The sequence below is a fragment of the Pseudonocardia sp. TRM90224 genome, from assembly GCF_021245725.1.
Taxonomy (GTDB): Bacteria; Actinomycetota; Actinomycetes; order Mycobacteriales; family Pseudonocardiaceae; genus Pseudonocardia.
The window spans coordinates 548,056-568,586 of sequence record NZ_JAJGSX010000001.1; the positions used below are offsets into that span (position 1 = coordinate 548,056).

Annotated in this window: 21 protein-coding genes and 3 tRNA genes; 10 read left to right on the forward strand and 14 right to left on the reverse strand. The window is 71.2% G+C overall.

All coding sequences use genetic code 11. The features are described 5' to 3' along the window. Positions 1-84 precede the first annotated feature (84 nt). The 3 genes from LL648_RS02315 to LL648_RS02325 form a co-directional block, all read right to left on the reverse strand. Positions 85-528, reverse strand: a complete 444-nt coding sequence (locus tag LL648_RS02315) for a MarR family winged helix-turn-helix transcriptional regulator (RefSeq protein ID WP_232660676.1) — start codon at positions 526-528, stop codon at positions 85-87. A 72-nt stretch (positions 529-600) separates the two neighbouring features. Then, the gene (locus LL648_RS02320; protein ID WP_232660948.1) at positions 601-1,815 is read right to left on the reverse strand and encodes a DUF445 domain-containing protein; all 1,215 of its coding nucleotides are present in this window, start codon (positions 1,813-1,815) and stop codon (positions 601-603) included. A 285-nt stretch (positions 1,816-2,100) separates the two neighbouring features. After that, a complete protein-coding gene (locus LL648_RS02325) occupies positions 2,101-2,619 on the reverse strand; it encodes a bifunctional DNA primase/polymerase (protein ID WP_232660677.1) in 519 nt (172 codons plus the stop codon). A 351-nt stretch (positions 2,620-2,970) separates the two neighbouring features. Between LL648_RS02325 and LL648_RS02330 the strand changes: the two genes are divergently transcribed. After that, positions 2,971-3,894 carry an NAD-dependent epimerase/dehydratase family protein gene (locus LL648_RS02330; protein ID WP_232660678.1) on the forward strand — a complete coding sequence of 308 codons (924 nt, stop codon included), beginning with the start codon at positions 2,971-2,973 and terminating at the stop codon, positions 3,892-3,894. An 81-nt stretch (positions 3,895-3,975) separates the two neighbouring features. Here LL648_RS02330 and LL648_RS02335 read toward each other — a convergent pair whose 3' ends face one another. Beyond that, positions 3,976-4,179, reverse strand: coding sequence for a cold-shock protein (locus LL648_RS02335; protein ID WP_220258687.1), 204 nt, complete (start codon positions 4,177-4,179; stop codon positions 3,976-3,978). Positions 4,180-4,840: 661 nt separating this feature from the next. Between LL648_RS02335 and LL648_RS02340 the strand changes: the two genes are divergently transcribed. Then, a complete protein-coding gene (locus tag LL648_RS02340; RefSeq protein ID WP_232660679.1) occupies positions 4,841-5,551 on the forward strand; it encodes a hypothetical protein in 711 nt (236 codons plus the stop codon). A gap of 116 nt (positions 5,552-5,667) precedes the next feature. Here LL648_RS02340 and mftR read toward each other — a convergent pair whose 3' ends face one another. After that, entirely contained in the window at positions 5,668-6,288 is a 621-nt protein-coding gene (mftR, locus tag LL648_RS02345) for a mycofactocin system transcriptional regulator (RefSeq protein ID WP_232660680.1), read from the reverse strand. Between the two features lie 150 nt (positions 6,289-6,438). After that, positions 6,439-7,758 carry a GGDEF domain-containing protein gene (locus tag LL648_RS02350; RefSeq protein WP_232660681.1) on the reverse strand — a complete coding sequence of 440 codons (1,320 nt, stop codon included), beginning with the start codon at positions 7,756-7,758 and terminating at the stop codon, positions 6,439-6,441. A 363-nt stretch (positions 7,759-8,121) separates the two neighbouring features. Here LL648_RS02350 and LL648_RS02355 point away from each other — a divergent pair, with 363 nt between their 5' ends. From LL648_RS02355 to LL648_RS02375, 5 genes are all read left to right on the forward strand, one after another. Next, a complete protein-coding gene (locus LL648_RS02355) occupies positions 8,122-9,195 on the forward strand; it encodes a hypothetical protein (RefSeq protein WP_232660682.1) in 1,074 nt (357 codons plus the stop codon). 88 nt (positions 9,196-9,283) lie between these two features. After that, complete coding sequence (locus LL648_RS02360; RefSeq protein ID WP_232660683.1) at positions 9,284-9,556, forward strand: antibiotic biosynthesis monooxygenase; 273 nt, start codon at positions 9,284-9,286, stop codon at positions 9,554-9,556. A 2-nt stretch (positions 9,557-9,558) separates the two neighbouring features. Next, positions 9,559-9,900, forward strand: coding sequence for a cupin domain-containing protein (locus LL648_RS02365; RefSeq protein ID WP_232660684.1), 342 nt, complete (start codon positions 9,559-9,561; stop codon positions 9,898-9,900). Between the two features lie 794 nt (positions 9,901-10,694). Beyond that, on the forward strand, positions 10,695-11,633 hold the full coding sequence (locus tag LL648_RS02370) for a hypothetical protein (protein WP_232660685.1): 939 nt from the start codon (positions 10,695-10,697) through the stop codon (positions 11,631-11,633). Positions 11,634-11,789: 156 nt separating this feature from the next. Continuing rightward, positions 11,790-11,966 carry a hypothetical protein gene (locus LL648_RS02375; protein WP_232660686.1) on the forward strand — a complete coding sequence of 59 codons (177 nt, stop codon included), beginning with the start codon at positions 11,790-11,792 and terminating at the stop codon, positions 11,964-11,966. A 339-nt stretch (positions 11,967-12,305) separates the two neighbouring features. Here LL648_RS02375 and LL648_RS02380 read toward each other — a convergent pair. The 4 genes from LL648_RS02380 to LL648_RS02395 all read right to left on the reverse strand — a co-directional run bounded on the left by LL648_RS02380 (position 12,306) and on the right by LL648_RS02395 (position 12,937). Next, positions 12,306-12,379 (reverse strand) — tRNA-Phe (locus LL648_RS02380). A gap of 11 nt (positions 12,380-12,390) precedes the next feature. Further along, positions 12,391-12,464, reverse strand: a tRNA-Asp gene (locus LL648_RS02385). A gap of 44 nt (positions 12,465-12,508) precedes the next feature. After that, positions 12,509-12,581, reverse strand: a tRNA-Glu gene (locus LL648_RS02390). 116 nt (positions 12,582-12,697) lie between these two features. Beyond that, positions 12,698-12,937, reverse strand: coding sequence for a hypothetical protein (locus tag LL648_RS02395; RefSeq protein ID WP_232660687.1), 240 nt, complete (start codon positions 12,935-12,937; stop codon positions 12,698-12,700). Between the two features lie 297 nt (positions 12,938-13,234). Between LL648_RS02395 and LL648_RS02400 the strand changes: the two genes are divergently transcribed. Both LL648_RS02400 and LL648_RS02405 read left to right on the forward strand, forming a co-directional pair. Further along, complete coding sequence (locus LL648_RS02400) at positions 13,235-13,456, forward strand: heavy-metal-associated domain-containing protein (protein WP_232660688.1); 222 nt, start codon at positions 13,235-13,237, stop codon at positions 13,454-13,456. 11 nt (positions 13,457-13,467) lie between these two features. After that, positions 13,468-13,842 carry a hypothetical protein gene (locus tag LL648_RS02405; protein WP_232660689.1) on the forward strand — a complete coding sequence of 125 codons (375 nt, stop codon included), beginning with the start codon at positions 13,468-13,470 and terminating at the stop codon, positions 13,840-13,842. A 9-nt stretch (positions 13,843-13,851) separates the two neighbouring features. Here the strand turns inward: LL648_RS02405 and LL648_RS02410 are convergent, their stop codons facing one another. The 4 genes from LL648_RS02410 to LL648_RS02425 are packed head-to-tail and all read right to left on the reverse strand — an operon-like array spanning position 13,852 to position 18,318. Next, complete coding sequence (locus LL648_RS02410) at positions 13,852-15,408, reverse strand: ABC transporter permease (protein WP_232660690.1); 1,557 nt, start codon at positions 15,406-15,408, stop codon at positions 13,852-13,854. Continuing rightward, positions 15,405-16,307 carry an ABC transporter ATP-binding protein gene (locus LL648_RS02415; protein ID WP_232660691.1) on the reverse strand — a complete coding sequence of 301 codons (903 nt, stop codon included), beginning with the start codon at positions 16,305-16,307 and terminating at the stop codon, positions 15,405-15,407. The genes LL648_RS02410 and LL648_RS02415 overlap by 4 nt, the downstream gene beginning before the upstream one ends. Next, on the reverse strand, positions 16,304-16,930 hold the full coding sequence (locus LL648_RS02420; protein WP_232660692.1) for a TetR/AcrR family transcriptional regulator: 627 nt from the start codon (positions 16,928-16,930) through the stop codon (positions 16,304-16,306). Before LL648_RS02420 ends, LL648_RS02415 begins: the two co-directional genes overlap by 4 nt. Positions 16,931-16,968: 38 nt before the next feature. Further along, positions 16,969-18,318 carry a GDSL-type esterase/lipase family protein gene (locus tag LL648_RS02425; protein WP_232660693.1) on the reverse strand — a complete coding sequence of 450 codons (1,350 nt, stop codon included), beginning with the start codon at positions 18,316-18,318 and terminating at the stop codon, positions 16,969-16,971. 239 nt (positions 18,319-18,557) lie between these two features. Here LL648_RS02425 and LL648_RS02430 point away from each other — a divergent pair, with 239 nt between their 5' ends. Beyond that, entirely contained in the window at positions 18,558-20,435 is a 1,878-nt protein-coding gene (locus LL648_RS02430; RefSeq protein WP_232660694.1) for a propionyl-CoA synthetase, read from the forward strand. Positions 20,436-20,531: the final 96 nt, after the last annotated feature.

The window sequence follows — 20,531 nt, forward strand, 5'->3', positions numbered from 1 at the left end:
ACGCCCGGTCTGAGCTGCGGGCGGCGCCTTGCGACGCGCCGCCTGGATCACGCGATCAACCCGGCAACGTCCGTGGCCACCGCACTAGTTGCCGACTCCCCGCAGACGTTTCGTCAGCTCCTGGAGTGTGCCGCGCAGCTCCTTGAGCTCCTCCAGCGTCAGCCCGGACGCTTCCTTGATCTCCGCCTGCACGGCGGCCGTGCGGCTCTTCAGCGCCCGGCCGGCAGGGGTGAGCGAGACCACCACCGAACGCTCGTCGTCGACCTTGCGGGTGCGGGTGACCAGCCCCATCGCCTCGAGCCGCTTCAGCAGCGGCGAGAGCGTGCCCGTCTCCAGCTGGACGGCGTGCCCGATCGCGGTGACGGGGGTGTCGCCGCGCTCCCAGAGCAGCAGCATCACGAGATACTGCGGGTACGTGAGCCCCATCGAGTCGAGGATCGGGCGGTAGCGGCTCGTCATCGCCCGCGACGCCGTGTAGAGGGCGAAGCACAGCTGCTCGTCGAGTGTCGCCGACCCTGTCCGTGCCATCCCTCCACGGTAAGCCGCGACGGCGGGAGTTCGCGAACGACGGCGTCCAGGCCCTACCCGACCGTGGAGGGGTCACCCCCCGAATGCCAGCTGCCCGACCGTGTAGATCACCAGGCCGGCCAGCGCGCCGACGACCGTGCCGTTGATCCGGATGAACTGCAGGTCGCGCCCTACCTGCAGCTCGATCTTGCGGGAGGTCTCTTCCGCGTCCCATCGCGCGACGGTGTCGGTGATCAGCGTGGTGATCTCGTCGCGGTAGTGGCGCACGACGTAACCCGCGGCGTCGCCGAGCCACCCGTCGACCTTGCCGCGCAGCTCGGCGTCGGAGGAGAGCCGCTCGCCGAGCGCGACGATGCCGTCGCGGACCCGGGTGCGCAGCGCGCTCGACGGGTCGGCGGCCGCGTCGAGGATCAGGCCCTTCACCGTGCCCCAGGCCTGCCCGATGAACTTCTGCACATCGGGGTGGTTGACGACCTGCTGCTTGATCCGCTCGGCGCGCTCGATGGTGTCGGGGTCGCGCTGCAGGTCGGTGGCGAACTCGACGAGGAACGTGTCGATCGCCTTGCGCAGCGGGTGCTCGGGGTCGGTCTTCACCGCCCACGCGAACGCCTGGACCTCGAGGAACACCTTGTCGGCGATCAGGTCGTCGACGAACCGCGGCGACCACGACGGCGCCCTGTCGTGCACGATCCGCAGCACCATGTCGTGGTTGCCCGTGACCCAGTCGTAGGCGCGGTCGCAGACGAGGTCGACGAGCCGGTGGTGGGCACCGTCGGCGAGCACACCCTCGAGCACGGTGCCCAACGGCGGCCCGATCGGGCGCTCCATCAGCTTCCGGACGAGCACCTGCTCGATGACCTCCTGCACGGCGTCGTCGCGCAAGACGGTGACCACCCCGCGCGCGGCCGTCGCGAGCTCGGCGGTGATGCGGTCGGCGTTCTCGGGCTTGCCGATCCACGCGCCGACGCGCGCCGAGACCTCGACCCGCGCCAGCTTGTCGCGCACGACCGTCTCGCCGAGGAAGTTCTCGCCGACGAACGACCCGAGGCTGTTGCCGATCATGTCCTTCTTCGTCGGGATGATCGCCGTGTGCGGGATCGGCAGCCCGAGCGGCCGACGGAAGAGCGCGGTGACGGCGAACCAGTCGGCGAGCGCGCCGACCATGCCGGCCTCGGCCGTCGCCCGCACGTACCCGATCCAGACCGGGCCGTCGTTCACCTCCCACCAGCGGGCCAGCAGGAACACGACGGTCGCGGCGAGCAGCAGGCCGGTCGCGAACTGCTTCATGCGGCGGAGATCGGCCGCCCGGGTGGTCTCGTCGACGCGGCCGAACCCGAGCCCGACCTCGACAACCGGTCGAGGCAACGGCGAAGTCTGCACCAGTCCATAGTGCCGTGGAATGGCTTGGCCGGGGTCGATGGTGTTCCACCGACCCCGGCCACGTTCGTGGTGCGGCAGCTCGGCGAGGGAGGAACGCACCCTCGGGCGCCGCACCACCGGCGTCCCCGGACTCCCGGCGCGGCAGATGTGCCGCTGCAGCGGAAGCAGAACCGGGGTTGCCGGTTTGCGGTTCTAGGACCGCATTCCGACCGCCATCGCGCCGGCGGGCCGCTGGGCACCCGGACGCAACGCATGATCGGCTCGCCATCGAGCGACGTCGACGGCGGAATGGAGGAGCAGGTCGGCTGACGGCACGTGATAGCTGCTGAGCGCGGGGGCCACTCGCCAGTGCACCCAGCCGTCGGGCACCGCCGACGGCGGGGCGAGCACCATCTCGCCCGCGGTGTGCAAACGGACGTCGGCGGTGTCGCGCAGCTCGGCCGGAAGCGTGCTCCCCATGCTCATCGGGAACCACCACTCGCCGGTGGGCGCCGCCCCCACGGGGACGACCTCGCCGGCGTCTCGCAGATGCGCGCAGACCTGACGACCGAACGACGCAGGTACCTCGAGGATGTCGAGCACCGTGCCGGTGACCAGCAGCAGTGTGGTGGCGTCCCGCTCGACCACGGGCCAGCCGTGGTCCTCGAACTCGTGCGCCGCCGCGCGCAGCTCCGCGCCGTACACGACGCGGTAGCTGTCCCAGCCCGACATCTCAAGCCTCCGTTTCGACCGGCCAACCCCGGAAGATCTCTGCACGTCTCTGTGACTCTCAACACTGAGCATGACGGTGAGGGAACGCGGGCGGCAGTGGCGGGCGGCGGCCGGACCGGACCCCGAGACGAGCGGAAGTTGCGCATCCCGCAGCTTTCCGCGATGCGAGACGAACGGCAGGCGAAGGCGCTGCGAACGGACATCGACGGTTGGTCCGCCCGACGTGTCAGTGCCGGTCGTCGCGTGCCGGCGTCGACCAACGGCGTGTGGTTAGCCATGCCTTGTATCGATCGTGGGCCGTGCCACAGCCCCCGGACGGCGGCCGTCCACAGCAGCCGGCATGATCGATCGATGCTGATGGTGACCGGTGCGGCGGGCTTCCTCGGCAGCACGCTCGTGGAGCTGCTGCTGCGCGAAGGACGGGAGGTCCGTGCCGTCGTGCGCAACCCCGAAGCGGCTCGGCGGGTACTCCCCGCCGGCGTCGACATCGTGGTGGCCCACCTCTCCGACGTCCACGCGCTCGAGCGGGCGGCCCGCGGGTGCACCGGCGTGCTGCACCTCGCCGCCGCCATCGGGCACAGCGCGGAGGAGAACCGGCAGAGCAACGTGGAGGGCACGCGGTCGCTGCTGGCCGCCGTGCGCGCCGCCGGGGTGCCGCGCCTGGTCTACACGAGCAGCGGGGCCGCGCTCATCGACAAGACCGGTCTCGTGTCCGAACGGCCCGTCGGGCCGCCCGCGCTCACCGACTCCTACTCGGCGAGCAAGGCCGAGGCCGAGGACCTCGTCATGGAAGCCGTGTCGGACGGACTCCGCGCGACCGTCGTCTGCCCCGGCAGCGTCTACGGGAAGAGCCCGCGCGGTCCGCAGTCGTACAACGAGCTGTTCCTCGCCGCCGCACGGGGCGAGGTCACGGAGGTCGTCGACGCCGCGATGGCGTGGGTGCTCGCCGAGGACGTCGCGAAGGGCCACCTGCTGGCGCTGGACCACGGCGAGCCGGGCCGTCGCTACCTGCTCTGCGGCGAGGTCGCGCCCGCGGGACGGGTGGTGCGGAGGTTCGCGGAGCTCGTCGGCGGGCAGCCGGTGCGGGCGCTGCCGCTCGGCTCGTCGCTCGGGCCGGACGCGACGACGTTCGCGCGTCGCACAGAGGTGTACGGCCACATCCCGCCGATGCGGGTCGACGACGCCGGCGCGAAGGCGCTGGGCTTCCGGCCGGCGGGGATCGAGGAAGGGCTGGCCCGGACCGCCGAGTGGCTGCTGCCCATCTTCAAGGGTTGATCGGGCTGATCGAGCCGGAAAAACGCCGGTGCCGGCGACCCCGAAAGGTCACCGGCACCGAAGTTCAGCTCCGAGGGGCTGTCAGATGGGGCGGACCGTGTCGGCCTGCGGACCCTTCTGGCCCTGGCTCGACTCGAACTCCACACGCTGGTTCTCTTCGAGCGTGCGGAAGCCGTCCGACTGGATGGCCGAGTAGTGGACGAAGACGTCCGGACCGTTGTCGTCGGTGGCGATGAAGCCGAAGCCCTTCTCGGCGTTGAACCACTTGACGGTGCCCTGCGGCATACCTGTTCTCCATACGTGAAGCGGATCCGGCCGACACTGTGCCGACCGGCGGCTGCACGGGGAACACCGACGCCCGCAGAAGATCTCTTCGTACGCCTGTGAAGCCCACCGTCACTCTCCACGGACGCTTCACAACGATCGAGGAAGACACGACTGCAACCGCGGCAGAACCTATCACGCGGGCATGGTGAGCTGCATGGACGAAGCGCCGAGCGGATGTTGGTTCCGCAGGTCGATGGTCGACGCGCCGTGCCCGAGCGGCGGCATCCTGGCTGTTCCGAGGCCTGTGCACGGGTCCGGTCGAGCGCCCGCTCGTGACTCCCAGTGAGATTCTTCGGACATTCTCCGCACGGTCGGTAGCGACACGCCCCGTTCAGGTAGGAGTGCACAACTCCTACGCCGTCGGGTGACGACAGCGTCGAACGACACACCCCGGCGCGGTTACGTGAGGTGCTGAAGGGTGACGAGGGACGTTCGCAATCAGGTCGGGGGACCCCCGAACCGGGGGCCGAACCGTACTTGATCACCGACGGTCGCCCGCCGAAAGCGCATTTCCATTCGGCTTCCCGCATTCGACCTTGGCGCGGCAAAGAGGGCAGTCGCATGATCTCCCCCGACATCGTCCGTCTAATGCGGGGAGGCTCCGATGCGGGGTCGGAAAATGACTCTCTCGATTGCCGCGGTGGCGGCGGGAGCGTTGATCACAGTCGTCGGTGCGGGATCCGCGCAGGCCGCCGAGGCACCGGTCGCCGGCGACGGCGCGAACGACACGGTCGAGCAGCTGCCACCGTTGCCCGTCGACGGCCTGGCCGGGCTGGTCGGCGGCCTGCTCGGCGGGTTGCTGGGCGGCGGGTTGCCGGTCGACGTGCCTGCGCTGCCCGTCGACGTACCGGCGCTACCCGTCGACGTGCCTGCCTTGCCAGCTGTGCCCGGCGTGCCCGCATTGCCACCACTACCTGCGTTGCCGGCGCCCGCGCTGCCCGTACCGGTCGACCTGCCGCTGCCGGCCGCAGCGCCCGACACCGACGCGGACGTCCAGCCGGAGCAGCTGCTACCGCTGCCGTTGCCGCCGCTCCCGGTGCCGTTGCCGAACCTCCCGGTGCCGAAGCTGCCCGTCGACCTGCCCGTTCCGGTGCCGCCGCTGCCTGTTCCGCTGCCGGTCCCCGGCGCTCCGTCCACGCCGCCGGCCGCCTGCGCGCCAGCAGCTCCGGGGCTGCCCGCACCGGCGCTGCCTGCGCTGCCCGGCGCCGACATGCCTGTCGACCCGGCCGCGGCCGTGCCGGAGCAGGTCCCCTGCCCGCCCTCGCTGCCCGCCACCCCGGCGTTGCCGGGGCTGCCGGCACCGGCATTGCCGCCCCTCCCGGTTGGCTGACATTTCGATCCCTCATACCCGGAAATGGCCGGTGGCAGCACGCCACCGGCCATTTCCGGCTTCTTTTCCGGATCTGCTCCGGCGGCAGCCGGGATTGCGCCATCGGGGTCCCGCGGTCAGGGGAGGGTGGTCACCAGACCGTGCTCGAGCGACCGGAACGCGGTGTCCAGCAGGTCGCGCAGCTCACTGCCTTCAGCGCTGAGCCAGTGCTCGTACGCCGCGAGCGCAACACCGAGGCAGGCGTGGCCGACCGTCTGCGGCAGCAGGCCGTCGGGAGCGACGCCGAGCCGGCCGGCCGCGTACCGCGCGACCACCTGCCGCCACGCCGTGTAGCGCAGGGTCGAGTGCGCCTGCAGCGCCGGCGTCCCGAGGATCAGCCGTAGCCGCCTGCGGTGCCACGGCTGCTCGTCGAGGTCGACGTCGTTGAAGTCCAGCACGGCCAGCCGGATGCCGGTCATCACGGCGATGTCGGGCGGGAGCGCGTCGAACATGGCACGCATGCGGTCGAGCTGCTCGTCGAACGCGCCCCACGGGATGTCGTTCTTCGACGCGTAGTAGCGGAAAACCGTTCGGCGGCCGATGCCGGCGGCCGTCGCGATGTCGTCGACGGTGGTGGTGTCGAAGCCGCGCTCGGTGAACATGTCGAGCGCGATGTGCTCGATCTCGGAGCGGGACGTGACCGGCCGCCGTCCGGCGCGGCGCGGCCGCTCCGTGAAGTGGGACGAAGTGGTCGACATCGGCGTTCCCGTTGGTGATCGTGCGGACGCACGATGGTGCCACGTGCAGGCTGCGCACGCGGTGCCAGGAAAGCCACTTTCCTGTCCTGTGGCGCCAGGAAAGCCACTTTCCTGGCAAACCCGGCCCGGGTGGCGCGGGCTAGGAGCGCCCTAGGCGGTGTCGCGGGTCGGCTGCAGGCCCATCCGGACGCGGTTGCGACCGCGGTGCTTCGCCTCGTACATCGCGGTGTCGGCGCAGGCGATCAGGCGGGCGAGGTCGAGGTCGTCCGGCGGGTTCACGGCACCGCCGATCGAGACCGTGAACTGGTCGAGCACCGCCGGACCGTGCGGACCGGGCACCTCGACCTCCAGCGCCGCGATCCGGCGCCGGATGCGCTCGGCGACGGCTTCGGCGCCGGTGCGGTTGTTGTCGACGTCGACGCCGCGCAGCAGCACGACGAACTCCTCGCCGCCGAAGCGGCCGACCAGGTCGTCGTCGCGCACCTCGGCCCGCACGGCGGCCGCGACGGCGGCCAGCACGGTGTCGCCGACGAGGTGGCCGTGGCGGTCGTTGACGAGCTTGAAGTGGTCGAGGTCGAGCACGAGCACGGCGGCCCGTTCCTGGGCCCGCTCGGCCCTGCGCAGCTCGCGCCCGGCCTTCGCGTGCCACGCCGCGGCGTTGAGCAGACCCGTCTTGCCGTCGATGCTGGCTGCCTCCTCCAGCTGCCGCACGAGCACGGTGCGGTGCAGGACGATCAGCGGCGGCAGCACGAGCACCGCGTAGTACGCGCCGAACGCGCTCATCGCCCCGGCGACGAGCGCACCCATCGACAGCGTCGCGAACTCGAGCACGGCGTCGTCACCATGACGGAGGAGCTGGACGAACCGCGGGACGTGCCGGTCCTGCCCGTTCAAGGCGATCGCCGCGACGACCAGGAACATGTTGACCGCGGCGTATGTCAGCACCGCGAGCACAACCGGTACGAGACCGATGGCGGTGCTGAAAAGCGTGCTCTCGTCGACGAGGTGCAGCACGGACGCCGCCGCATGGACGGCGAGCAGCACCGTCGCGACGCTGAAGACCACGCGGTACGGCGGGACGCCGACCTTCCGCCAGCTGCGGGCATAGAGGTGGGCGGAGATGACGATCACGACGGCGCACGCCAGCAAACCGGGCAGCAGCGCGGCGGCCGCGAATGCCCACACCGAGCTGAGGTCGATGTGCGGGCCGTCCTCCCTGCGGTGCCGGGCCCGCTCGACCCCGAGCGACGCCTCCGTGCTGATGATCCCGGCGCCGGCCAGTACGGCGAACACGAGCAGGTCGCCCTCGGCGAACAGCGCCGGGCCGACGGTGGCAGCGGTGGTGGCGGATGCCGCGACAGCAGCGACGGCGACGAGCTCGACGGTCAAGATCAGGAAGAGGACGCGGCGCGGCAGCGACCAGATGGCCCAATGGGTTACCCCGATCGGCCGCTGCCGAGACAGTCCCATCCCCCTGAAACCTTTCAACCGGGCCACCGTCACGATCGCATGCCCCCCATCTGGGGTAATGCTAGCCGCGCGCTGTCCCGACGTCAGTAGACGAAGGTCCACCGGCCGCTGGCGAGCGGCGACATGCACGTACTGGGCGAGCAACGGCGAAGGGGTGCCACGCCGTCCCGTTGACAGTAGAACAGCGCGGGAGGCCCCCCGGCGGACTGTGACGCCGGTCATGGCCGGACGCGTCAAGTGATCGCGCGGTGACGGAGGATCACTGCCGTGGGGCATCAGTTCCGTGATCGTTGAAACGTCGAGTGGGGCGCGCCGGCCGTGGGGAGCGTGCGGCTGCCCGCTCCCCACCGTGAACTGGAAACGATGCTGCGCCGTAGATCCGCGACCTCGGCCGTCGCAGCGCTGTTGGTCGTCGGGCTCGCCGCTTGCTCGACGACCGTCGTGGGCTCGGCCGGCCCGAACGCTTCCGCCCCGCCGGCCGCCGCACCAGCGGTCGAGCTGACCTACCAGAACGGTTTCCGCCAGTTCGCCGGAACTCTCGCGACGATGCGCACGTGGGATCTGTGCGCCGCGCACGACGTCGAGGCGGCGGAGGCGATCACCGGCGGCCGGCGGATGTCGCTCGTGCCGCCGGCAGTCCTCAACAAGTGCACGTTGTCGGTGCGGCACGCCGGCGGCGAGCACGCGTGGTGGATCGATGTCGAGACGTTGCTCCGGCCGGCGGTGGCACGGACGCACGAGCGCGTCGAGCTCGGCGGGACGACGGTGCACCGCGAGAAGCCGCCGAAGGAGGGCGCGCCGACGCTCGGTGCGCAGTGCAGCTTCTTCCTACCCGTCCAGGAGCAGTTCGGCATCGAGGTCGGCCTCCTCACGACGGCCGACGAGACCCGCAGCGCGGTGTGCGAGGTCGCGGAGCGGTACACGGAGGCGTTGCTGCCGAAGCTGAAGGAGCCTCCGCTCGTCGCAGCCGGCCTGACGTCGCCGACGATCAGCCTGTACGGCAAGGACCCGTGCCTCGCGCTGGCGCCGGCGTTGGCGGCCTGGCCGGAGGACGACCAGCGCAACCGCACCTACGTGAGCGGCCAGAACCCGTACAGCTGCACGTTCCGGTCGGACCCCGAGCTGAGCCCGAAGATCACGGTGCAGATGGAGTCGTTCTTCGAGGAGCGCGACGCGGTCGTGGAGCTGGCCGGGCACAAGGCGTTCGTGACGGAGGTGGGCGGCAGCTGCGAGTACCGGGTGCCCATCGACCCCGGCATCGTCTTCAAGGCCGACGCCCCGGAGCGCGGCGGCTACGAACCGGGGGTGGGCATCGAGTTCGACAACCACCCCTGCGATCCCGGAATGGCCGCCGAGATCCTCGAAGCCGCCTTGTCCCAGCCCGACCTCCCCGTCACCCGGTCCACACCTGAGCTCACCCTGGGCGTCCTGAGCTGACGGGACCGGGCGGCCGTCACCCTTGACCTCGACCTAGGTCGAGGTTCTACGGTCATGATCGACTGTCCGCCGCGCCGAGGAGCTGGAAGTGATCGTCACCATCGCCAGGGTCACCGACCCCGATCGGTTCATGGAGATCTTCGAGACGATCGGAGAGGCGAAGCGCCGGGAGCACGGCTGCCGCGGCGCCCGGGCGTACTTCGATCCCGACGACCCGCACCGGGTGTGGTCGGTCTTCGACTGGGACGCGGAGGACTACGAGGGCTTCCTCGCGGACCCCGACATCCCGGCCATCGCGCGCGAGCTGAAGCTGCAATCGCCGCCCGTGCTCGCCGTCGCCGCGATCGAGCTCGAGGCCTGACGATGCCCGCCCCGCCCGCACGTGCCCGCACGTTCAGCTCGACGATCGGCGACGACGCCCTGCGCTTCAGCGACAAGATCCGGATCAGCCCTGCCCTGGGCAAGGAGGCGGGCGGCCCGATGAGCGCCTACACGGCGTTCTTCGAAGCAGGCGCGAGCGCTCCCCTCCCCGCCCCCTACACGGAGGTCTGGGTGGTGCTCAGCGGTGCGGTGCGCGTGGGAGTTGAAGGCGACACCAGAACGGCCCGTGCCGGCGACTTCATCCACGTCCCGGAGCAGGCCGCCGGGATGGTGGAGGCACTGGAAGACACCACCATGGTCTGCGTCTCGACCCCGGCCCACTGAGGCAGCCCGCCGGCGCCAGGAAGGCGAACCGGTGCACGAGCGACCCGCGGCCCGGGGTCGGGCCGTGGGACTGGCCAGGGTGTGTGCGTTGCGCACGTGAGGGCCGGAAAGCCACTTTCCTGCCCTGTGAGGGCCGGAAAGTGGCTTTCCTGCCCTCCCCCAACCTCCGGGGTGAGCTATCGGCGACCTCGCAGAGCCCGGTGTGTCTTCGCAGAGCGTGGGCGGTCTGCGAGGACACGCCTAGGTCTGCGCGGCGGTGTGCACGGCGGTCTGCACGGCGGTCTGCGCGGTCATGCCCGGTCACACTCGACCCAGGATTGGGGCCGGCCGGGGTGTGTGTTGCGCACGCATCCTGCTCGCAGGTAGGTCGGCGGGCCCCGGGGCCAGGCTCATGATCACCGTCTCGGCGCGTAGACCACCCATTTTGGTCGGTTCGTGCACCGAGCTGGTGATCATGGACGGCACCGGATGGTGCGGCCCCCCCCCCCCCGGGACTCGATCAACTCACTGTTGTTCATGCCTGCGGGTTGATCAGCTCGCAGCCGTTCACGTCGACATGTGAGCCAGTGCGCGTTGACCATGCCCCCGGTCCGCCGGTAGGTGAGCGGTCTCGTGAAGCCCACCTGACCCTGGCCGACCACGACCGTTGAGACGATTCACCTGAAAGCCACTCTCCTGGCATCACATGTGTGCGCCATGCGGGCGATGGCGCCGCTCGCGATTCGGGTAGTGCGCTACGCATCCGGTATCGCCACGGCGCCACGATCCTCGCTCGCACGGGTGGATGGCTTGCGGTGGGGCGGACGGTCGTGGTGGTCGCGCTCGTGGTGGCGAGCACGGCGATCGCGACGGGGACGGCGCAGGCGCTTCCGGGCGCTCCCACCGTCGAGGAGTCGTCGTTCGTCGTCGAGTCCGGGAAGCGGGCCAGCGGGATCGCCACGTGCCCCGCCGGGAAGCGCGTGGTCGGCGGCGGTGTCGGCGCCGTCGCAGAGGAACGGCACCTCACCGTCGCGCAGAGCGGACCGGTCGACGAGACCGGCCAGTTCGCCAACACCGTCAACGGCGACGTCGCGCGGTCGTGGTTCGCCATGGTCCGCAACCACAACGTCAACCCCGATCCGCAGACGATCAGGGTCTTCGCGCTGTGTTCCATGATCTCCGATGCCGTGGTCGAGGTGACCCATTTGACCGGGGGGCAGGACAACCAGATCGGCACCGCCATGTGCCCCGCCGGCAGGCGCGCCGTCGGGGGCGGGGCCGGCGAGCTCACCCACCAGGAAGCCTGGAGCATCCGGTTGAGCGGGCCCGTCGACGAGACCGGGCTCGCCGCCAACACCGTCGACAACGACGTCGCCCGCGGCTGGCACGCCGACGTTCAAGTGTCCAACGGCTTCGGGGAGAACATGAGGTACGCCGCCTACGCGTTGTGCTCGACCTCCTCCACCGCCACCGTGCAGGAGACGACCGTCCAGCAGCCCGAACAGACCGTGAGCGAGATCCAGGTCAGCTGCCCGTTGGCGAGGCGGGTGACCGGTGGCGGGCTCGGGCTGGCCTCGGGCCAGCTCGACTACGGGGCGTTGGCGCACCACCTGAGCCAGACCGGCCCACTCGGAGCCTCCGGCACGTTCGGCGGAACCAACGACGGCAACGAAGCACGGCAGTGGGGGACGACGTTCTTCCACCTCACTACGGGCGCCTACCGGGTCTTCGTCATCTGCACCGTCAACGTGTAGCGCGCCGCGACCGAACGCAACCACGAGCGAGGCAAGGGGCGGAGCCTTCTACCGGCCTCGCGGATCTTCATCGACCTCGCCCTCAACGACACACAGCACAGCCAGGTTCGACAGCGCACTACACGCTGAGCGCAACCACACCTGCCGCACCTTCGTGTGGCGGACGACGGCAGCGTCGGAGCCCGGTTCATCGTCGTCGACGCGGTCGACGATGTCGCCGCCACCTTCTACCCGAGGCAGAGATTCACGCAGGTCCCCGGCGACATCCACCGCCTCGTCCAGAAGATGAGCAGCGTCGCAGCCAGCCTGCCTGTTCCAACCGACGAGCCCTAACCCTGCCCCCGATCCGCCCGCAACGGAACGGAACGACGGAAGCAACCAGGATGGGGACAAGGGGCAAAGCAAAGCCCTCAAACACCCACCGAGGCCGCAACCCAACGACGGCAAGCGACCCAAGCGGGGGCAAGGGGCGAAGCCCCAAACCACCAGTAAACCCGCAACCCAACAACGCGAAGCAACCACAAGCGGGGGCAAGGGGCAAAGCCCCAAAGATGGGGGTCCGAGGGCCGCAGCCCCCGGGGCGGGGGTCTGGGGGGCTCCGCCCCCCAGAGAAACAGAACGATGGCCTCAACCAGGCCAACGCGAAGCGTGGCATGCGTAGCCGAGGCCGAGTGGCCAGGGGCGGGGTCGAACCGCCGACCTACCGCTTTTCAGGCGGTCGCTCGTACCAACTGAGCTACCTGGCCGTGTTGTGGAGCGACCCAGACGGGACTCGAACCCGCGACCTTCGCCGTGACAGGGCGACGCGCTAACCAACTGCGCCACTGGGCCTTGCTGTGTTGCGTCGTGCTGGACTCTACCTCTCGGTGGAGCTGTACCCCCAACGGGATTCGAACCCGTGTTGCCGCCTTGAAAGGGCGGAGTCCTAGGCCACTAGACGATGGGGACTTGGACCGCCTGCGCTGTCCTCGCCTTCAACGACTGTTCGTTGGGTGCTCGCCAAGCATAGGACAGGCGGTGGACGGCCCTCGCAACCGGGGGGCCGTCCACCGTCTTGTTGCTGGTCAGCGGGTGACGGGCGGTGGGAGGTCCGGGTTGGCGGAGATCAGGCCGAGCATGTCGAGGAGTTGGCGGAGGTCGTCGGAGTCGGATGAGTTCTTGGCCACCACCATGCGCGCGCGGTGGAGTTGGTCTTCGGATACCCGGTAGGCGTCGGCGGCGGAGCGCTGGTTCGGGATTGATCCCGATCCCATCACTCTGTCTTCCCCGATCTCCCGCCGCACGCTGCTGATACCACTGCTCATCGACGCCTCCCCGTCACGGTCGTCTCGCATGCCGCGACCTGCGGGGGCGTCCTGCGGGCAGCGTCGCCCGCGACGGCCGGCCGTCTCGTTTCTCGATCGGGAACCCCACTCCCGGATACGGCACGCCCCGCAGCCACCCCCGTGGCCGTGACCACGACGTTACATACCGGGCTCCCTGGCCGCACCCCTCTTAAGGGGGTCGGCCGTGACAGGTTCGTGACGCTGCGGATACGGACCTCGCGCGCAAGAGGCTCAGGCCGCTCTGTCACGATGCGAGTACCCACGCTAGGAGGACAGATGTCCGTCGATGCCCCTTTTCGCACTCAGGTCACCGTCACCGGGATGACGTGTCAGCATTGTGTGTTGTCCGTCACTGAGGAGGTTTCGGAGATCGACGGGGTCACCGCTGTCGACGTCGATCTGGCGTCGGGCGCTGTCACGGTGCTCGCCGACCGGGTGCTCGGTACCGACGAGGTGGCGGCCGCGGTGGCTGTTGCCGGGTTTGCGCTCGAGGGCTGATCGTGGCGTCGATGCTCCCGCCGCGGGAGCGGCAGAAGTCGCGGCACCGGGCTGTCGAGCAGCCGAGGAGCGCGTCGAAGGGTGGTCCCGACCAGCTCGGTGATCACGATGTCGAGCTCGACTCGTACCTCGCAGCGCTGTCCCCGGAGGCGCACGCGACGGAGACGACGGGCAAGTTCGGTTCGGCGCAGGTGTTCCAGCTGCGGCTGCCGGCGATGCGGATCGAGCAGTTGCGCAGGCTCGCCGAGGAGCGTGGTGTGTCGCCGGGTGCCCTTGCCGTCGATTGGGTGATCGAGCGGCTCGACCACGAGGACACCCCGACGGGACCGTTGCCGGTTGTCGAGGCGCCGCGCAAGAAGGGTCTGCGCCGGCTGGGCCGGCACTGACGGTTCGGGTCAGGTCCCGAGGTCGCGTCGCCGCAGGCCGGCCAGCCCGGCAGCGGTGAGGGCCGCGGCCAGCGCCACGAGCAGCACGAGCGACACCACCAGCCCGCTGCCGATCGTGAGCGGCTGCAGGGTCTGCACGAACGGCGACAGCTGCATCACCGCCCGGTCGACGAGCCGGAACTCGCCGAGCAGGTCGATCACCAGCGTGGCTGCGAGCAGCGTCCAGGCCAGGACGCCCGCCGCGCGGGGGGTCCAGCCGGTCGCGGCCACCGCGATCGCCGCGAAGACGAGGCACGCCGGCACGTACGCCGTCGTCGTGCCGAGCACGTCGAGCGGGGTGCCGTAGGCGATCCCGGCGCCGAGTCCGAGCCCGGCGAGCATGAGCACCGCCCCGATGGCGGTGCAGGCGAGATGACCGGCCGCCCAGCGGGCCCGGCTGACGGGGGTGGTCAGCACGGCGTCGGCGAGGCCGTCGACCTCCTGGTTGCGCATCCGCATCGCCGACGCGATCGTCGCCGCGGCAACCACCTGCGCGAGGACGTAGAGGACGAACCGGAAGAAGACGTCGGCGACCGAGCCGCCGCCGAACGCGTCCGCGAACGATCTGAACGCAGGCGTGTCGAGCTGGTTGCCGAGGCTGCTCATCGCAGCGCCGAACAGCAGCCCGAGCATCGTGAGCCCGGCCGTCCACGCCGCGATCGACGCCCGGTGCAGCCGCCAGGCCAGCGCGAAGGGGCTGCGCAGCAACGGTGGGGCGGTCGACGGGCCGCGCCGGGCCGGCAGCAGCCCGCCGCCGACGTCCCTGCGCGCGGAGAGCGCGAACGCCACCGCCGCGACGAAGGCTGCTCCCGCGACGAACAGGCCGAGGACCCACCACTGCTCGTCGGCGAATGCCTGGACGTGCCGCGCCCATCCGATCGGGGACACCCAGATCGCGGCCGATCCGCCGACGTCGCCGACGGCGGCGAGCGCGAACGCGACGCCGAGCACGATGATGCCGATGCCCCGCGCCGCCCCAGCGCCCTCCACGAGCTGCGCGGCAACCGCGCCGACGGTGGCGAACGCGATCCCACCGCTGGCCACCGCGAGCCCGAGCGCGACGCTCCCCGCGACGGCCATCCCGGAGGTCAGCAGCCCGGCGGCGACCACCGCGGCCACCGCGAGGTTCGCCCCGACGACGACGGCCAGCGCCGCGGCGAGCGGTGCGGGTCGCTCGACGACGCCGGCGCCGATGAGCTCGCGGCGCCCGGCCTGCTCGTCGGCCCGGGTGTGTCTGACGACCAGCACGATGCTGATCAGGCCGCCGAGCAGCGTCCCGGACGAGGTGAAGGTCCACGCCGTGAGCCCGCCGACCGTCGGGGCGAACACCGGGCCGCGCGCGGCCAGCTCGGCAGGATTGACCAATGCGGTCGCGGCGAAGGCGAGCCGGTCGGCCTCCGCCGGGTAGCCGGCGACGGTCGCGGCGACGACGGCGCTGGGGAGCAGGCCGGCCACGAGCACCCAGACGATGAGCGCGAGCCGGTCCCGCCGGACGATCAACCGGACGAGTGCCGCGAACCCGGTCATCGCGACACCCCGACCGTGTCGTCCCGGTAGTGGGCCATGAAGAGCTCCTCCAGTGACGGCGGCCGGCTGACGAGGCTGCGGACGCCTGCGGCGGTGAGCGCGAGCAGCAGGTCGTTCAGGTGTTCCGCCTCTACGCGGCAGCGCAGGGTCGTGCCGTCGTACTCGATGTCGTGCACCCCGGGGACGCGGTCGAGCGTGTTCGGCGGGCCCGTCAGCTCGGCGGTGACCAGCGTCGTCCGGGTGCGGCGCAGCTCGTCGAGCGTTGCCGACCGCACGGTGCGTCCCGCTCTGATGATGCTCACGCGCTGGCAGAGCGCCTCGACCTCGGAGAGGATGTGGCTGGAGAGCAGCACCGTGCGGCCGCGGTCGCGTTCCTCCGCGACGGCCGCGGCGAACTCGGCCTCCATCAGCGGGTCGAGCCCGGAGGTCGGCTCGTCGAGCACCAGCAGCTCGGCGTCCGACGCGAACGCGGCGACCAGCGCGACCTTCTGCCGGTTGCCCTTCGAGTAGGTGCGGCAGCGCCGGCTCGGGTCGAGCTCGAAGCGGTCGAGCAGCTCGACTCGCCGCGCGGGATCGGTGCCTCCGCGAAGCCTGCCGAGCAGGTCGATCACCTCGCCGCCGGTCAGCGACGGCCAGAGCGTGACGTCGCCGGGTACGTACGCGAGGCGCCGGTGCAGCTCGGTGGCGTCGGTCCAGGGGTCGCCGCCGAGCAGCCGCACCGCGCCGGCCGTCGCGCGGATCAGGCCGAGCAGCACCCGGATGGTCGTGGTCTTGCCAGCGCCGTTGGGGCCGAGGAAGCCGTGCACCTCCCCTGCCTCGACGTGCAGGTCGAGGCCGTCCAGCGCCTTCGTCGAGCCGAACGTCTTCACCAGGCCTTCTGCGGAGATGACGGTGGTCATCGGGCCTCTCCCTCGTCCATGACCTCCAGTACCGCGTCCACCTTCTCGGTCATGCCGTCGGGCACGATCCCCGGCGCGACGAGGTCGAGCGTGGCGTGGGCGACCCGGGTCGCGCCGGCCGCGCCGAACAGGTCGGTGCCCAGCCCGCGCGAGACGTGCTCGTGCATCACGGTGATGCCGAGCCGCATGGCGGTGAACACCACCGCGCGGGTGTGCGCGTCGGCGCGACCTGGCTGGTCGACGAGGTAGCGCTCGGTGATCTCGACCAGGTCGTCGAAGATCCCGGCAGCGGCCGCGGAGCCGTCGACGAGCGCCCTCGCGAGGTAGCGCAGCATCGGCGGTGCCGTGCGCCTGATCGCCGCGACGTAGCCGGGGTCGCCGACCTCCCCGCCGTCGATGCCGGCCGCGGCCTCCCGCCGCAGGTACTCGGTGACGTGCTCGTCGCAGGCGGAGCGCAGGCGTTCCTTCGTGCCGAAGTGGTGCTGCACGAGCGCCGGCGAGACACCCGCCCGCTCGGCGACCCCCCGGATCGTCGTGCCGGACATGCCGCGCTCGGCGAACTCGGCCATTGCCGCGTCCCGGATCCGCGCGCGAGCCGTGAGATCCGACTGCTGTACATCCATACAGGAGACCGTACGCTTGTACAGCGACTTGTCCAGACTCAGTTCCCCGAGACGAGCAGACGCACCGGGGAGGCGTCGGCCAGGCATGGGCTGCCGCTCAGCGCGGCGACGTCGACGGCGTTGGCGAGCGCCTGGTAGCCGGCCGTCGAGAGGTGCAGCCCGTCGCCGGCGTCGAACGGTGCAGCCAGGCGCGACGGCGCCGCCGGATCGGCGACCGCACCGGCGAAGTCGAACACGCCGTCGGCGTGCTCCCGCCCGTGCTGCAGCACCCACGCGTTCACGGCGTCCCTCGTCGCGGCCGCGGCCGGGGTGCCGTGGGCGCCGGTCGTCGACGGGGTGATCGTGGTCAGGAAGACCCGCTTCCCGTCGGCGCGCACCCGCTCGGCGAACGCCACCATCCCCGCGACGATCTGGTCGGCGGTGCGGCTGTCGGCGATGTCGTTGGTGCCGATGTGGAGCACGACGTCGACGGCGCCGGTCCCCGCGACGTCACGGACGTAGCGGGTGAGCGGCGAGTCGCCGTCGACGGCCGCGGCGTCCGTGAGCAGCCGGTTGCGCGAGAGGCCCGCGTTGAGCACGGCCATCGCGGCCGTGCCGCCGGTCTGATTCAGCCGTGCGGCGAGCGCGTCCGACCAACGGCCGTTCGTGTCGGCGGGGCTGCCGATGCCGTCGGTGATCGAGTCGCCGAGCGCGACCAGCGCGCGGACGGGACGCGGCACGCGCACGTCGAGGCCGGCGAGCACGGTCCACGACCCGACGGCCGTGGCGAAGCCGGCGCCCGCGGTGGCGAGCGCCGCATCGCCACCGCGGGCCAGGTAGGAGGTCTGCAGCGCGTTCGGGTGCTGCGCGACGGTCGCGGGCACCAGCGGGAGGAACAGGCTGATCGCGATCGGCGTGCCGGCCTCGGCGACCAACCCGACGGGGTCGCTCACCGCTTGGCCGCCCGCCGGGATGACGACGTCCTTCCGGCCACCGAACGCCACCGGCCGCAGCGTGCCCGGCACCACTGCCGCGCCGCCCGCCGAGCGGGCTGCCGACACCGTCCCGATGACGAGCGGGGTGGCGCCGAAGGCGTTGGAGAGGTGGACACGCACCTCGGAGCCGGTGACCTGCGGGTGCACGATCATCCGCAGGGTCGCGCCGCGCAGGTCGCCCGCCGGCGCCGGCTGCACGGCCGCGTGCCACCCGGTCGTCCAGGCGGGCCCGCAGTCGTCCGCGACCGACCGGACGACCGGCGGCGTCGGAGGCTCCGCGACCGCCATGCCCAGCGCCGAACCGAGCGTCGTGACCAGCACGAGCCCCACGGCCTGGCACGCGACCACCCGGCACATCCGATCCCGCCGACGCAGGACGACCGCCACTGCGGCCGCCAGCCTCCTCCCGCTCACCAGACCCCCTCGTGCCCGTCCATCACGCCTTCGAGACGGCGTGTCGATTTGAAACGGGCTGTAGGCAACTCGTTACCGTCTGTGGAACGAGCGGGGCACTTCTTTCGTGAGTCGGCTATTCAGGTGGTCACCGACCGTTGCGTGTGCGGACGGTGACGACAGGCGGCGGAGCCGGTGCGTCGACCCGCGACGGAATAGCCTCACCGCGGCGGACCGGATCGTGAGACGGAGGAGGCCAGGTGGCCACGTACGAGGAGATCTTCCGGGCGAGCACGGCGGATCCAGAGGGGTTCTGGCTGCGTGCCGCGGAGTCGATCGACTGGGCCGTGCCGCCGAGCCGCGCGCTCGACGACTCGCGGCCGCCGTTCTACCGCTGGTTCCCCGACGGCGAGCTGAACATCTGCCACAACGCGCTCGACCGGCACGTCGACGCCGGCCGCGGCGAGCAGTCGGCACTGGTCTACGACTCCCCGGTGACCGGATCGCAGCGGACGTACACCTACTCCGCGCTGCGCGACGAGGTCGCGAAGTTCGCTGGCGTGCTCGCCGGGCTCGGCGTCGCGGCGGGCGACCGCGTGGTGATCTACATGCCGATGGTGCCGGAGGCGGCGATCGCGATGCTCGCCTGCGCACGGATCGGCGCGGTGCACTCCGTCGTCTTCGGCGGGTTCGCGCCGAAGGAGCTGGCGGTCCGGATCGACGACGCCACGCCGTCGGTGATCGTCTCGGCGTCGTGCGGCATCGAGGGCAAGCGGGTGATCGAGTACAAGCCGCTGCTGGAAGCGGCGATCGAGCTGGCGGCGCACAAGCCGGGCAAGCGGGTGGTCCTGCAGCGGCCGCAGGCCGAGGCGGCCATGGGGCCGGACGACGTGGACTGGGCGGCGGCGATGGCCGACTCGGAGCCCGCCGGCTGCGTCACGGTGAAGGCGACCGACCCGCTGTACATCCTCTACACGTCGGGGACCACCGGTAAGCCGAAGGGCGTCGTGCGCGACACCGGCGGGTACGCGGTCGCGCTCAACTGGTCGATGCCCAACGTGTACGACGTCGGCGCCGGCGAGACGATCTTCACCGGATCCGACGTCGGGTGGGTCGTCGGGCACTCCTACATCGTCTACGCGCCGCTGCTCGTGGGCGCGACGAGCGTGCTCTACGAGGGCAAACCCGTCGGGACGCCGGACGCCGGGCAGTACTGGCGGGTCGTCGCGGAGCACGGCGTGAAAAGCCTCTTCACCGCGCCGACGGCGTTCCGGGCGATCAAGAAGGAGGACCCGAAGGGCGAGCTGCTCGCCGGGTACGACCTCTCGTCGATGAAGTACCTGTTCCTGGCGGGCGAGCGGCTCGATCCCGAGACCCACCGCTGGGCGTCCGACCTGCTCGGCATCCCGGTGATCGACCACTGGTGGCAGACCGAGACCGGCTGGCCCATCGTCGCCAACCCGGCGGGGATCGAGCTGCTGGAGATCAAGCCGGGCTCGCCGACCCGACCGCTGCCCGGGTGGGACGTGCAGGTGCTCGACCCGTCGGGAGCGCCGGTCGCGACCGGGACCGACGGCGCGATCGTCGTCAAGCTGCCGATGCCGCCCGGGGCCCTGCCGACGCTCTGGAACGACGACGAGCGGTTCGTCTCGTCGTACATGGCGGCGTTCGACGGCTTCTACCTCACTGGCGACGGCGGCCACCTCGACGACGACGGCTACGTGTTCGTCATGGGCCGCACCGACGACGTGATCAACGTGGCCGGGCACCGGCTCTCCACCGGCGGGATGGAGGAGGTGCTCGCCGGGCACCCGGACGTCGCGGAGTGCGCCGTGATCGGGGTGGCCGACCCGATGAAGGGCCAGGTCCCGCGCGGGTTCGTCGTGCTCAAGGCGGGTGTGCAGCGCGAGGAGGACGAGCTGCGCGCCGAGCTGGTGCAGCTGGTGCGCGAGCAGATCGGGGCCGTCGCGAGCCTCAAGGACGTCGCGGTCGTCGCGGGCCTGCCGAAGACCCGCTCGGGGAAGATCCTGCGCAAGACCATGCGCGGGATCGCCGACGGCGCCGACGAGCCGGTGCCCTCGACCATCGACGACCCCGCCGTCCTCGACGCGCTGCGCCCCGTCCTCCGCCGGCCCTGACCCGAACTTCCCCACCGTTTTGCCAACCTGCACGACGTTGCGGGTGTGCAAGTTGGCAAAACGGTGGGGAGCTTCTACGGCCGGGCCTGCTCTGCG

Coding starts and splice junctions, on each gene's coding strand:
- LL648_RS02315 (WP_232660676.1), bottom strand. CDS start 528: ATGGCACGGACAGGGTCGGCGACACTCGACGAGCAGCTGTGCTTCGCC.
- LL648_RS02320 (WP_232660948.1), bottom strand. CDS start 1,815: ATGAAGCAGTTCGCGACCGGCCTGCTGCTCGCCGCGACCGTCGTGTTC.
- LL648_RS02325 (WP_232660677.1), bottom strand. CDS start 2,619: ATGTCGGGCTGGGACAGCTACCGCGTCGTGTACGGCGCGGAGCTGCGC.
- LL648_RS02330 (WP_232660678.1), top strand. CDS start 2,971: ATGCTGATGGTGACCGGTGCGGCGGGCTTCCTCGGCAGCACGCTCGTG.
- LL648_RS02335 (WP_220258687.1), bottom strand. CDS start 4,179: ATGCCGCAGGGCACCGTCAAGTGGTTCAACGCCGAGAAGGGCTTCGGC.
- LL648_RS02340 (WP_232660679.1), top strand. CDS start 4,841: ATGACTCTCTCGATTGCCGCGGTGGCGGCGGGAGCGTTGATCACAGTC.
- mftR (WP_232660680.1), bottom strand. CDS start 6,288: ATGTCGACCACTTCGTCCCACTTCACGGAGCGGCCGCGCCGCGCCGGA.
- LL648_RS02350 (WP_232660681.1), bottom strand. CDS start 7,758: ATGGGACTGTCTCGGCAGCGGCCGATCGGGGTAACCCATTGGGCCATC.
- LL648_RS02355 (WP_232660682.1), top strand. CDS start 8,122: ATGCTGCGCCGTAGATCCGCGACCTCGGCCGTCGCAGCGCTGTTGGTC.
- LL648_RS02365 (WP_232660684.1), top strand. CDS start 9,559: ATGCCCGCCCCGCCCGCACGTGCCCGCACGTTCAGCTCGACGATCGGC.
- LL648_RS02395 (WP_232660687.1), bottom strand. CDS start 12,937: ATGAGCAGTGGTATCAGCAGCGTGCGGCGGGAGATCGGGGAAGACAGA.
- LL648_RS02400 (WP_232660688.1), top strand. CDS start 13,235: ATGTCCGTCGATGCCCCTTTTCGCACTCAGGTCACCGTCACCGGGATG.
- LL648_RS02405 (WP_232660689.1), top strand. CDS start 13,468: ATGCTCCCGCCGCGGGAGCGGCAGAAGTCGCGGCACCGGGCTGTCGAG.
- LL648_RS02410 (WP_232660690.1), bottom strand. CDS start 15,408: ATGACCGGGTTCGCGGCACTCGTCCGGTTGATCGTCCGGCGGGACCGG.
- LL648_RS02415 (WP_232660691.1), bottom strand. CDS start 16,307: ATGACCACCGTCATCTCCGCAGAAGGCCTGGTGAAGACGTTCGGCTCG.
- LL648_RS02420 (WP_232660692.1), bottom strand. CDS start 16,930: ATGGATGTACAGCAGTCGGATCTCACGGCTCGCGCGCGGATCCGGGAC.